The sequence below is a fragment of the Pseudanabaena sp. BC1403 genome, from assembly GCF_002914585.1.
GTDB lineage: Bacteria > Cyanobacteriota > Cyanobacteriia > Pseudanabaenales > Pseudanabaenaceae > Pseudanabaena.
Genome location: NZ_PDDM01000002.1, coordinates 173,395 through 185,578, shown reverse-complemented (window position 1 = coordinate 185,578; position 12,184 = coordinate 173,395). Strand labels below are relative to the sequence as shown.

Below are 12,184 nucleotides of genomic sequence, written 5' to 3'. Positions count from 1 at the left end.
CAATCTCAAAAAAAGTAGATTTTGATGGTGTTATAGAGTTGTTTGTTTATATAAGTCATATAGTCAATACTATGGTTACAAGATCTATTTGAGCGCGAAGCAATGGAGTTATTGGTGGCAGAGTCTTTATTTGATCAAGCTAGTGAACGATTGGCGGACGCGATCGCACATGTAAATATTTCTGAAGATGCGATCGAGCGATTAAAATCACCGAAAGCAAGTTTGCAAGTTTCCATTCAAGTGAGAATGGATGATGGAACTCTGAAAGTCTTTCAAGGCTATCGAGTGCGCTACAACGATTTGCGGGGGCCAACCAAAGGAGGAATTCGATTCCATCCTAATGTAAACATGGATGAAGTAAAATCCTTAGCATTTTGGATGACTTTTAAATGTGCTGCTGTGAATTTGCCATTTGGAGGTGCAAAGGGTGGAGTAGCCGTCGATCCGAAACAATTATCCAAGTTTGAATTAGAGCGACTCAGTCGTGGCTATATCAATGCGATCGCAGATTTTATGGGCGCAGATGTAGATATTCCTGCGCCCGATGTTCAGACTAACCAGACGATCATGGGATGGATGGTGGATGAATATAGCAATATTCAACGTCGGCTTTGTCCTGCGGCGATAACAGGCAAGCCAATCGCTATGGGTGGCAGTCTCGGACGCGAAACAGCAACGGGCTTAGGGGCATTTTTTGCGATCGAAACTTTGTTGCCATTGTTAAAAATGCAGCGCGAACAAACAACAGTGGCGGTGCAGGGGTTTGGAAATGTGGGCGCTGCGATCGCCGATCTGTTGAGTAAGGCAGGCTACAAGGTTCTAGCGGTAAGCGATTCTAAGGGCGGTATTTATGCAAAGCAAGGGCTAGATGTGCCGAGCATCATCAGTTACAAAAATTCGACTCGCAGTTTTCAAGCCGTGTACTGCGAGGATTCAGTATGTAATATTGTTGAACATCAAACGATTACCAATGAAGAATTGCTCAAACTCGATGTCGATATTTTGATTCCTGCGGCGCTGGAGAATCAAATTACTGAACATAATGCTCACGAGATCCGCGCTAAATATATTTTCGAGATCGCGAATGGACCAGTCACTCCTGCGGCGGATACAATTTTGGAAAAACGCGGAATCATGGTTTTTCCTGACATTCTCGTGAATGCGGGTGGTGTTACTGTCAGTTATTTTGAATGGGTACAGAATCGTAGTGGCTTATATTGGACACTCGAAGAGGTAAACGATCGCCTCAAACACAGCATGATCGCCGAAACTCTAAGAATCTGGAAAATTGCCGATCAAAAGCAAATCTCGATGCGGACAGCCGCCTATGTACATGCCTTAACGCGCCTGAGTGAAGCGATCGATGCCAAAGGTACAAGGGCTTATTACGTGCAATAAACCAAATAAAAAAGTGTTGCTTCGCAACACTTTTTTATTTGGTTTCGAGATCGCTTCGGTTATCCGAAGCTTGTAATCTCAACAGTCGGGTAATATATACTTGTAGTCCAAAATCGTATTAAATATCACGTTTGGCGCATCCCCTGTTTTAACTGCATTCGGTAGCTATGTTTAACTTAAAAAACCTGATTGGCGATCCTAATAAGCGTAAGCTTGACAAACTCCGTCCCGAAGTGGCTCTCATTAACTCCCTAGCCCCAGAGTTAGCGGTGCTAAGCGATCGCGAATTGCAAGGAAAAACAGGAGAGTTTAAACAGCGCCTCGAAAAAGGGGAACCACTTGACGAGCTACTCCCCGAAGCCTTTGCGGTAGTCCGTGAGGCAGCCACCCGCGTTTTAGGTCTGCGTCATTATGATGTCCAAATGCTCGGCGGCATGATCCTGCATCGTGGTGAAATTGCCGAAATGAAGACGGGAGAAGGCAAAACTCTCGTCGCTACCTTGCCCAGCTACCTTAACGCCCTGTCAGGTAAAGGCGTGCATGTAGTCACAGTTAACGACTACCTCGCCCGTCGTGACGCAGAATGGATGGGTCAAGTGCATCGCTTTCTAGGTATGTCGGTAGGCTTGATTCAAAACTCAATGGAGCCAGTCGAGCGCCGCAAAAATTATGGCTGTGATATCACCTATGCCACCAACAGCGAACTAGGTTTTGATTATTTACGCGACAACATGGCGACCAGCATCGAAGAAGTGGTGCAGCGTAATTTTAACTTTTGTGTAATTGACGAAGTTGACTCGATCCTGATTGATGAAGCGCGTACACCCCTGATTATTTCGGGTATGGTTGAGCGTCCAACAGAGAAATATTTAGGCGCTGTCACGATCGCAGCTCAACTGCAACCAGAAACCCATTATGAAGTTGACGAAAAGCAGCGTAATGTCGTCATGACCGATGAAGGTTTTGAGCTAGCCGAAAAGCTGCTTGGTGTTACTGACTTGTTTGACCAAGCTGATCCTTGGGCGCATTATGTATTTAACGCGCTGAAGGCAAAGGAATTATTCCTCAAAGATGTGAATTATATTGTCCGCGATGGCGAAGTCACGATCGTTGATGAATTTACAGGGCGTGTCATGCCAGGTCGCCGTTGGAGCGATGGATTACATCAAGCGATCGAGGCAAAAGAAGGCACAGACATTGAGAATGAAACCCAAACTCTCGCCACGATTACCTATCAAAACTTCTTCCTGCTTTATCCAAAACTTGGCGGCATGACTGGCACGGCAAAAACCGAAGAAGCCGAACTAGGCAAGATCTATAATCTCGAAGTCACAACCATGCCCACCAACCGTAAGAGCGGACGTGGTGACTGGTCGGATGTGGTCTACAAAACTGAAGCAGCTAAGTGGCGAGCCGTTGCCGAAGAATGCCGCGAAATGCATGAATCAGGTCGCCCAGTTTTGATTGGAACTACCAGTGTTGAAAAATCTGAAGTTTTAGCGCGGTTGTTGAGTGAAAAAGACATTCCTCACAATCTACTCAATGCGAAGCCAGAGAACGTAGAACGCGAAGCCGAAATCGTGGCTCAAGCAGGACGTAAAGGCTCAATCACGATCGCTACAAACATGGCAGGTCGTGGCACAGACATTATCCTCGGCGGTAATGCTGACTACATGGCGCGTTTGAAGGTGCGTGAAAGCTTTATGCCGATGATTGTTCGTCCTGAAGATGACGAAGACTTTACCAATGAGGGGCAACGCATGTTTAGCGATCGCCCTCAAAAAGGGCAGGGATTCGGCTCAACGGATGGCAAAAAGAAAAAGACTTGGAAAGTATCTGATAGTCTCTATCCTTGCGAACTCTCTAAAGATGCCCAAACGATGCTCAAAGAAGCTGTAGATTTTGCAGTTGAGAAGTTAGGCAGAATGAGTCAATCGGAATTGGAAGCCGAAGAAATGCTTGCGGTTGCTTCTGAAAAAGCTCCTACCGATGATGAAGTGATCCAAAAACTCCGCGATGCGTTTACCCTAATCAAGCGTGAATATGAAGAAGTTACTGATGCTGAGCATGAGCTAGTAACGAAACTAGGTGGCTTGCATGTGATTGGCACTGAGCGTCATGAATCGCGACGTGTGGATAACCAGTTACGCGGTCGTTGCGGTCGCCAAGGTGACCCAGGTTCGACGAGATTTTTCCTGAGCCTCGAAGATAATTTGATGCGGATTTTTGCAGGCGATCGCGTTGCAGGGCTGATGAATGCCTTCCGCGTCGAAGAAGATATGCCGATTAGTTCAGGGATGCTGACTAGCGCTCTAGAAAATGCTCAGAAGAAAGTAGAAACCTACTATTACGACATTCGTAAACAAGTCTTTGAATACGATGAAGTCATGAACAATCAGCGTCGAGCAATCTATGCTGAGCGTCGTCGCGTGCTTGAGGGTGAAAACTTGCGCGATCGCGTAATCGAATATGCTGAACGCACGATGGATGATATCGTCAATGCCTATGTCAATCCTGAACTTCCACCCGAAGAATGGAACCTCGTAGCGATGGTGAAAAAGATCAAGGAATTTGTAAACCTCTTACAAGACCTCGAACCAGATCAACTTGATGATATGTTCTTGCCTGAGATGCAAGCTTTCCTACGTGAGGAAGTTCGCCGCGCCTATGAAATCAAGGAAGCACAAGTGGAATCCTTGCAAGTTGGTTTGATGCGTCAAGCCGAACGCTTCTTTATCTTGCAGCGGATTGATTCTCTCTGGCGCGATCATTTACAAGCAATGGAAGCTTTGCGTGAATCCGTCGGTTTGCGTGGCTATGGACAAAAAGATCCTTTGATTGAATATAAGAGTGAAGGCTATGAAATCTTCCTAGACATGATGACCCAAATTCGCCGTGATGTTGTCTACTCACTATTTGAGTTCGATCCTCGCCCTCAGCAACAGCCTGAAACCATCGAAGCTGAATTTGTCTAAAAAAGGGAGCGCCTTGCGCTCCTTTTTTTGATCAGTAGCAAAGCAGGGCAACCACGCGGGGATTTGCCCCAACCCTAAAAACCAAAGATTCTCTTAGGTGCTAAGCCCCAGTACCAGCAACCAACCTATGCCATTACTCATACCGATTCACAAATCAGTTATATAGCAATGTAAGAGATAGCTAGGACATAAAACCCAAATTAATAAAGGCTGAGCTTCTCTCAGCCTTTATTAATTTGGGTTTTATGTCCTAGTACGCTTGGCGGCAGCTATAAATTCATGGAACTGAAACCAAAACTGAAACCAAAAGCGATGTAGGATGTTAAGAAGCACAGCACTATAGACTGAACGCATTAAATCTAAATTTAGAATACAAAAGTAAACCAATGACTTCTCAATTGCGTGTATATGTTCCTCCACATCCAGTCATTCGTCACTGGCTCACGATCGCAAGGGAGAAGCATACACCAGTTCCCTTATTCCGAACTGCGATGAGCGAAATGGGTAAATGGCTTACCTATGAGGCTGTCCGAGAATTTTTACCTGTACAAGAAGTAAATATAGAAACTCCATTGGGAAACGCATCAGGACAGTTGATCGATGGTTCTATCCCTTTAGCCTTTGTCCCGATTTTGCGTGCAGGCTTGTCAATGCTTGAAGGCTGCCAAAATCTATTGCCAACGGCAAATGTTTATCATCTTGGCTTAGTGCGTAATGAAGAAACCCTTGAAGCTAGCTGTTATCTCAATCGTTTACCAGAGAGATTTGAACCTCAAACACATATTTTCATTGTCGAGCCAATGATGGCAACAGGTGGATCGATTATTACAACCCTAAAAATGTTGACAGAACGAGGAGCCGATGCATCCTTAATACGGATTATTAATGCCCTATGTGCTCCGCCAGCTTTGCAACTAATCAATCAACAATTTCCTGCGGTACAGATCTATTCAGGTTGTATCGATGAAGTTGTGAATGAGAAAGGATGGATTGTTCCTGGGTTAGGAGATGCAGGCGATCGCTCGTTTGGAACTGAGTAAATTGACGATAAAGAAAATATCAAATCAACCTGTTGAAACTGGTTTAAGCTTTTAGCCCGCAATTTATTGTAGGGCTGGTTTTATAATTGATTTAGCTCTCACGCAGGAAACCATAAATCTATGAGTGCATTAACCTTAACCCTCGATCCCGTAGTCCAAGTTTCTAAAGAACAGTTTTATCAAATATGTGCCAACAATCCCGATCTGCGACTAGAGCGTAATGCTAATGGAGAACTCGTAATTATGTCGCCAACAGGCAGTGAAACAAGTTCTTGGAACTCAGATTTAACTACCGATCTCAATATTTGGAATCGACAAAATCTTACTGGAAAGGTTTTTGACTCTTCAGGAGGATTTTCATTGCCCAATGGGGCAGATCGATCCCCCGATGCGGCATGGATTCCCATTGAAAAATGGAATGCCTTTACTCCAGAACAGCGCAAAAAATTTCTGCCTATATGTCCAGACTTCGCACTTGAGCTTCTTTCTCCCAGTGATTCATGGCTTAAGGGACAACTAAAGATGCAAGAATATATGGATAACGGCTGTCGGTTAGGTTGGCTAATCGATCCCGAAAATAAGCGCGTTGCCATTTATCGCATTGGTCAACCAGTAGAAATCATCGAAGCGCCATCCAATCTTTCAGGTGAAGATGTCTTACAAGGATTTATACTCAACCTAAAAAATATTTGGTCAAGCTAAAAAAAGAGGACTCGCAATGCGAGTCCTCTTTTTTTAAATTGTAACTGGAATTTTAATATTCTCTTCCCATTTACGTGGCGGACTAGCTCGACGAATATTCCGCCAGATTTGAGTAGCCGCGACAGTGCCATCAGCAACTGCGATCGAAACTTGATTCAAACCTTTCTTTAAATCACCAAGCGCAAAAATGCGATTGTGGCTAGTTTGTGCCATCTCATTTGTGACCAAGTTTTGTCCATCCCATTCCAGACCTTCAATACCTTTAAGGTAATGATTGTGATAAACGGAACCCATACCTACTAGACCAGTTGTTGCCTCGACAACTGTGCCATCGGTGAGTTCGACACCACTAAGCTGATGATTTTCTCCTAAGAACTTAGCAATCGGAGCTTCATACAATGGATAGCCATGTTCAGCAAGCTTCTGTTTCGTCTTATCGCTAACTGTACATAAGCCGTGAGTCAGCACAGAAATATAGGGTGTGAACCAGTTCAGCACAAAAGCCGCACCGATTTGAGATTCTGTATTCGCAATCAAAACTGCTTTCTGATCCCACATGTCATAGCCATCACAAATCATGCAGACATGAAGTGTATAACCTGCATAATCATAGACATTTTGCATGTTTTCGAGCTGAGGCAAATTGTCCATAATGCCAGAAGCCGCAATCACATACTTACTGCGAAATACAGGATAAATACTATTTTGCTTACCAACTTTTACTTTTACAGCAAAAGTTTCGCCTTCATCGGTTACTTCTTCAACATAACCACGCAGATGATCTGCTCCCCAATCTAAGGATGTTTTGGTTCCATGATTTAAAATGTCGCGCCCTGGAGTGTGAGGATCAAGACCGACATAGTTACGCAAATCTTGCATCCATAGCGATCGCCCTTTTCCTTTTTCGATCACTAGACACTTCAATCCATAACGGGCTAAATAGATTGCCGCCGATAGACCACCCATACCACCACCAACTACGATCGCATCGTAGAGAGTATCAATGTGTTCATTAAGATTTTTGCTAGAGAGTTTCATGGCAGTGCAAATTTACAAGACGATATTTTTAAAGGCGATGTGATCTAGCGAAGCCTGTAGTCAGAGTTGTATTCAACTAATTCAATCTCATTGCCATCTGGATCACTGACGTAAATGCGATGCTTGGTTTCTGGTGCATTAAGAATGTAGTATTCAATCTTATTTTCTTCCAGTCGGACTTTGATCGCTTCACCATTGTTAATCACAAATCCGACATGGTTCACACCGATATTTTCATAGATTGCATGAACCCTTTTTAAATTTGGGGTGTGGTTTAAACAAACATAAAACTGGTCGTCACCCAAATGAACCCAAGGTCTTTGATCGTGAAGATCCTCGGCACGAACATACCAATCAGGGAATAAAACTTGATAGAAAGCTTGGCTAGCTTTAATATCGTGACAAGCTAAGTTGACATGTTCTAAACGATTTAGAGTAGTCATTTCTTCCTCCAAATAAGGGAGAAACAACTGTAGAGAAAACTTGTTTCACAAGTTTTCTCTACAGTTGTTTGCGTTAGAAAATGCAGAATTAACCGACAAATGCTAAGCGAGGAGCAGACACACCAGTAGCTTCAGCACCCTTAAGGTAAGCCAACATCGTGTCAGCGTCAGACACTTCAAAAGGATCGCTACCAGCATTATCAGCGAAGCCTGGCTCTACGAAAATCTTTTCGATCTTAGAGTCATTGACTAACATCGAATAGCGCCAAGAGCGAAGTCCGAAACCAATATTAGATTTGTCAACAAGCATTCCCATCTTGCGGGTAAATTCACCAGCGCCATCAGGAAGCAAGAATACATTCTTAGCACCGATTTCCTTGCCCCATTTGAACATAACGAAAGCATCGTTAACGGAAATACAAATGACTGCGTCAACACCTAGAGCCTTAAATTCTTCATAAAGCTCTTCGTAACGAGGTAAGTGATTGGATGAGCAGGTAGGAGTAAATGCACCAGGTAGAGAGAAAACTACTACTTTTTTGCCAGCAAAAAGATCTTGAGTAGTTTTGTCTTCCCAACGATATGGGTTAGGACCTTCAACAGATTCATCACGTACACGAGTCTTAAAAACAACGCTTGGTACGGTTTCAATAACTGCCATATTTTTCTTTGAGGTAAATACTTTTCTGAGCACTTTTAAGAATAGTTCTTATTTAGAAGTTAGTCAATACCCATAATCACTCAATTTTTTTAAAAAGTTTAATAAATTTGTAGTTCTTAGATAGAAATGATATAGTTGCCATTCAAGTAATTAAACATGTGATTTACTTGTGAAATTTTTAGTCAAAATTTCTCGGTTGAATTTTCCTATTTGAAAGCAGATTACTAAATTTTTAAAACTGTAAATCTAGTCTGCAAGAGCTTTACAAGAAAATTTGGCGGGATTCAGGAGCAGTTTTATATGCAAAAGCAAGCAGATCGGGTTGTCCAAATCTTAAAATCTAAGGGGTTGCGCGTTACGCCACAACGTTTTGCGGTATATGCAAATTTACTTGAGCGTCTAGATCATCCAACTGCCGACCAGATCCTAAATGATTTAAACCAAGATGCACCAACTTCTTCTCAGGCAACCGTTTACCTCTCGCTCCAGACCTTGCGTGATGCAGGATTAGTGCGAGAAGTTTTATTGGAGCAGGGTGTATGCCGTTATGATGCCAATGTAGAGCCACATCATCATTTTCGGTGCAAATGTTGCGGCAAGATTGAAGATATTGAGTGGGATGCTTTTGAAGGTTTAAGTTTTCGGAAACTTCGTGTAGGTCTAAAAGTTGATAGCTACGAGGTAACTGTTAATGGGGTCTGCGATCGCTGTCAAGATTAAAAAAAATTGGTGCATTGCTGCACCAATTTTTTTTAATCTTCATCTGGGGTCAAATCTCCCATAAAGCCCTCAGATCTCATTTCATCAGGTGTAACTAGTCGATTTTGTCTAGTCATATTATCTTCGCTTTCATCTAAGTCTTCGGAAGGAGGATTACTGGATCGTAAATTTTCTGAATATAAATCCGAAGGCGATCGCTTTTGACGGCGAGGACGACCGAGGGATTTTAATCCAGCTTTTAAGCCAGCAAATGCACTTTTAGTTGCGATCGAAGCACTAGACGCACCTTGACGCACACCCTTGATTCCATCATTTACTTGCTTCACAGCCTCGCCAGCACTTTTTGCCCCTTGGTTGAGTTCATCGCTTAACTCACTTAGCTCTAGCCCAGTCATCCGAATTGCTTCTAGTGTCGCAGGTAACTCCCGCGTTAAGGTGTCAGCTAGGCGAATGATACTATTAGCTGCTTTTGCCAATTCCTGAAAAGCAGGAATTGCTGTTAGCAAAAGAATCGTCAGACAAACGACCACCAATAAAAATGACAAACCTAGCAGAAAGATCGCTTCTGACATAATTTCCTATAGGTGTTTACTCTTTCAAGACTGTTTTAAGGGCTTATTCTTCATCTTCAATAGCGTGGTCACCTTCACTGAGCGTACTAGCACTATTTGGCGAACTACCCATTGATAGCGCTAATTCCTCCTGTAGCTTGCGACTAGCTTCTTGTCCTGTAGCGATCGCCTCTTGGAGACGGACTAGCGCTTCGTCAATAGTCCGTTGAGCCTGCTCAGTAAATCGATCTGCTTGATACTGCACATTAGAACCTAACTCTTCGGCTAGCTGTGGTAAATCTTGAGCCGATCGCTTTAAAACTTGACGAGTTTCTTTGCCTGATCTCGGCGCAAATAATACGCCAACTGCTGCTCCGATTGCAGTACCTACAATCAATCCACCGAAAAATTTACCTGCGCCGTTTGACATTATGCTTGCTCCCTGACGACTTGCTCGCTGACGACCCTTTATTTTTGCCGTTTGGTTGATTAGTTAGAGAGTTTGACGCACCCTTCGATGCACCTTTCCGCGACTTTTGCCACCGACTCCCTAAAAAGGATACACCACGCACAAGTACAGACAATACTTTGCGAATTTTTTCTAACTGACTTTGCAATATTTGGTATTGCTTTCGCGCCGTGCCAACTCCTCCCCGAGCAACTTCAAGGCTGGGAGTAGATCCCTGTAAGCCTTTTTCGCAAGCTTCTGTCCAGCCATCTACAGTTTTTACCGTTGATTGGAGCGCACTGCGCAATATCCAGACCTGCCATGAAGCCCATAGCAATCCTAAGCTAAGTATTAACTGTATGGAGATCGCGATCCAAATCATTATTTTTTAATAAGAACACATAGATTTTTTAAGATTTGTAATGACAAGAAAAAAGTATCATATGTTTCATTTCTCACATATTCTTATCCTATGTTGATAAAACTTTTGTTTCTACTTACCTTGGCTTGATTTAAACCAATATTCAAAATCAATGGCTCACCAGTAGAGGCGGAGGGGGATTTTGAGGTTTTATATTTAATTGGTGTCTACCGACTTATGAGTGAGTATAGCAATCACCGACAAATTTTAATAACAGAAAACTAATGTCAAAAGACATCGTGACAGAATATGTCGGCAAAAGCCATGACTTCAAAAAAGGAACTCAATATTTATTAAACTCGTCTCACAATATATAAATAAGTTATATTGGCAATTGATTGAGATGCACACAACAAAGTTGTCTAATAGTTCAGTGACACTTCTACACCCACACCCCTATCTGATCGTTCATGCAGATGAAGGGCAGCAAATGATTCCACTTACAAACGCAGATTTCTGGACAATTGGCAGGGGCTATGACAACTCAATTGTATTGACTGATAAATGGGTTTCACGCTACCACGCCACATTGCAAATCGTGGGAGCGTCCAAAAATGAAGGCTTTGAGTCTTCTATGAAAGGAGATCCAAAGAATCGCAGCAATAACAATGAGTCTGGTAGCTTCTACCTTGTCGATTTTGGTAGCCGCAACGGTTCTTTTATGCGTGGACAAAGGATTACCTTCCCCATTTTGTTGAAAAGTGGCGATCGCATGACCATTGGCAAAACTGATATAGATTTCTTTTCGCCACATAAACGCGAACCTCATCGCCCTGCCAGCGAACACATGCGTCTATTTCAGCAGCCTACGGCTCCTGTTTCGCGTACTACACTTACTCCTTCCGAAGAGCGTGTTTTCTGGCAAGTTGTCCAAGGCTTTACCAATAAAGAAATTGGCAAACGTCTGCAAATAAGCCCTAGGACTGTCCAAACTCATCTCAGCAGCATTATGACTAAGCTGAATCTGGAGAATCGTTCACAGATTGTGCGCTATGCCTTTGAGCAAAGTTATCGTCCTATTAGCAGTGATAGCGGAGATAACACCGACGGTAGTAATAACTAAATCTAATCAAAAGCCCAAAAGAGAGTTGCGGAGCTTCGCGCCGCAACTCTCTTTTGGTTTTTATATCTCAACTCAATTAGCTATTGCGATACTTTAGGTATAGGTAATTGCTGTAAACATTAAGAAAGCCAATGCAGGATAACTTCTTAATGTTTTTTGGGTTTAAAATATTAAAACATGTGTCACTTTATCCAAACATCTCCAAACATGCTCGATCTCAAAGTAATTCTGCCGATTTTGACCATTTTGTTTACCGTTAGCTGTTTGTTTTTCGGTACTCGTAATGGTTTCTACGACACCGATAAATATCATGGTAATGGCTCAGCCCATTAAGAAATAAAGCGACGTAATGTGTCGCCTTATTTCTTGTAAATAAGAGTGGCGCTGCTTTGCACCGCCACTCTTATTTTTGGTTTCATGAGCATTGCTCTTATTTTTTGTTTGTGTACAAAAACATGCGGTCGGCATGTTAAGCTAGTCTGTCTAAAAGCTAACGCCTTCAGAAAATATGGCGATCGCCATACCAATGTACTCAGAGACTACTGAGAATCGGAAACCGCCTATGCAGTCGAACTGTCCAAGAGTAAGTAAATATATTTCTCTGGATAAGTGGCAAAATCCCAAAACTGGGAGTAACTAGGAATGCCCAATCGTGAGGTTGGGAAGCTCGCACCGTAATGCCTAAGTTCATTGAATTTCGCATTTAGTGTCGAGTTTATGTCAC

14 protein-coding genes are annotated in these 12,184 nt (G+C 42.9%); 7 read left to right on the top strand and 7 right to left on the bottom strand.

All coding sequences use genetic code 11. The features are described from left to right. The first annotated feature begins 114 nt into the window (after positions 1 to 114). The 4 genes from CQ839_RS03340 (at position 115) to CQ839_RS03325 (ending at position 6,115) form a co-directional block, all read left to right on the top strand. Positions 115 to 1,398 (top strand): Glu/Leu/Phe/Val dehydrogenase, encoded by a 1,284-nt coding sequence (locus CQ839_RS03340; RefSeq protein WP_103666968.1) that lies wholly within the window; start codon positions 115 to 117, stop codon positions 1,396 to 1,398. Positions 1,399 to 1,565: 167 nt separating this feature from the next. Then, positions 1,566 to 4,373: a preprotein translocase subunit SecA gene (secA, locus tag CQ839_RS03335; RefSeq protein ID WP_103666863.1), complete on the top strand. Its 2,808-nt coding sequence runs from the start codon at positions 1,566 to 1,568 to the stop codon at positions 4,371 to 4,373. A 386-nt stretch (positions 4,374 to 4,759) separates the two neighbouring features. Continuing rightward, positions 4,760 to 5,413 carry a uracil phosphoribosyltransferase gene (upp, locus tag CQ839_RS03330; RefSeq protein WP_103666862.1) on the top strand — a complete coding sequence of 218 codons (654 nt, stop codon included), beginning with the start codon at positions 4,760 to 4,762 and terminating at the stop codon, positions 5,411 to 5,413. Between the two features lie 120 nt (positions 5,414 to 5,533). Beyond that, a complete protein-coding gene (locus CQ839_RS03325; RefSeq protein ID WP_103666861.1) occupies positions 5,534 to 6,115 on the top strand; it encodes a Uma2 family endonuclease in 582 nt (193 codons plus the stop codon). A gap of 33 nt (positions 6,116 to 6,148) precedes the next feature. Here CQ839_RS03325 and CQ839_RS03320 read toward each other — a convergent pair whose 3' ends face one another. The 3 genes from CQ839_RS03320 to CQ839_RS03310 all read right to left on the bottom strand — a co-directional run bounded on the left by CQ839_RS03320 (position 6,149) and on the right by CQ839_RS03310 (position 8,257). Beyond that, positions 6,149 to 7,153, bottom strand: a complete 1,005-nt coding sequence (locus CQ839_RS03320) for an NAD(P)/FAD-dependent oxidoreductase (RefSeq protein WP_103666860.1) — start codon at positions 7,151 to 7,153, stop codon at positions 6,149 to 6,151. Between the two features lie 44 nt (positions 7,154 to 7,197). After that, a complete protein-coding gene (locus CQ839_RS03315; RefSeq protein ID WP_103666859.1) occupies positions 7,198 to 7,596 on the bottom strand; it encodes a VOC family protein in 399 nt (132 codons plus the stop codon). An 88-nt stretch (positions 7,597 to 7,684) separates the two neighbouring features. Then, the gene (locus CQ839_RS03310; RefSeq protein WP_103666858.1) at positions 7,685 to 8,257 is read right to left on the bottom strand and encodes a peroxiredoxin; all 573 of its coding nucleotides are present in this window, start codon (positions 8,255 to 8,257) and stop codon (positions 7,685 to 7,687) included. Between the two features lie 300 nt (positions 8,258 to 8,557). Between CQ839_RS03310 and CQ839_RS03305 the strand changes: the two genes are divergently transcribed. Then, positions 8,558 to 8,977: a Fur family transcriptional regulator gene (locus CQ839_RS03305; protein ID WP_103666857.1), complete on the top strand. Its 420-nt coding sequence runs from the start codon at positions 8,558 to 8,560 to the stop codon at positions 8,975 to 8,977. A 32-nt stretch (positions 8,978 to 9,009) separates the two neighbouring features. Here the strand turns inward: CQ839_RS03305 and CQ839_RS03300 are convergent, their stop codons facing one another. The 3 genes from CQ839_RS03300 to CQ839_RS03290 are packed head-to-tail and all read right to left on the bottom strand — an operon-like array spanning position 9,010 to position 10,358. Then, a complete protein-coding gene (locus tag CQ839_RS03300) occupies positions 9,010 to 9,549 on the bottom strand; it encodes a DUF948 domain-containing protein (RefSeq protein WP_103666856.1) in 540 nt (179 codons plus the stop codon). Positions 9,550 to 9,592: 43 nt separating this feature from the next. Next, entirely contained in the window at positions 9,593 to 9,958 is a 366-nt protein-coding gene (locus CQ839_RS03295) for a YtxH domain-containing protein (RefSeq protein WP_181016076.1), read from the bottom strand. Then, positions 9,939 to 10,358, bottom strand: a complete 420-nt coding sequence (locus tag CQ839_RS03290; protein WP_103666854.1) for a hypothetical protein — start codon at positions 10,356 to 10,358, stop codon at positions 9,939 to 9,941. The genes CQ839_RS03295 and CQ839_RS03290 overlap by 20 nt, the downstream gene beginning before the upstream one ends. 382 nt (positions 10,359 to 10,740) lie before the next feature. Between CQ839_RS03290 and CQ839_RS03285 the strand changes: the two genes are divergently transcribed. Together CQ839_RS03285 and CQ839_RS25000 are read left to right on the top strand one after the other, a co-directional pair. Further along, positions 10,741 to 11,460 carry a LuxR C-terminal-related transcriptional regulator gene (locus CQ839_RS03285; RefSeq protein WP_103666853.1) on the top strand — a complete coding sequence of 240 codons (720 nt, stop codon included), beginning with the start codon at positions 10,741 to 10,743 and terminating at the stop codon, positions 11,458 to 11,460. A gap of 177 nt (positions 11,461 to 11,637) precedes the next feature. Then, complete coding sequence (locus tag CQ839_RS25000; RefSeq protein ID WP_181016091.1) at positions 11,638 to 11,793, top strand: hypothetical protein; 156 nt, start codon at positions 11,638 to 11,640, stop codon at positions 11,791 to 11,793. A gap of 199 nt (positions 11,794 to 11,992) precedes the next feature. Here the strand turns inward: CQ839_RS25000 and CQ839_RS24995 are convergent, their stop codons facing one another. Beyond that, the gene (locus CQ839_RS24995) at positions 11,993 to 12,151 is read right to left on the bottom strand and encodes a hypothetical protein (RefSeq protein ID WP_181016075.1); all 159 of its coding nucleotides are present in this window, start codon (positions 12,149 to 12,151) and stop codon (positions 11,993 to 11,995) included. Positions 12,152 to 12,184 lie beyond the last annotated feature (33 nt).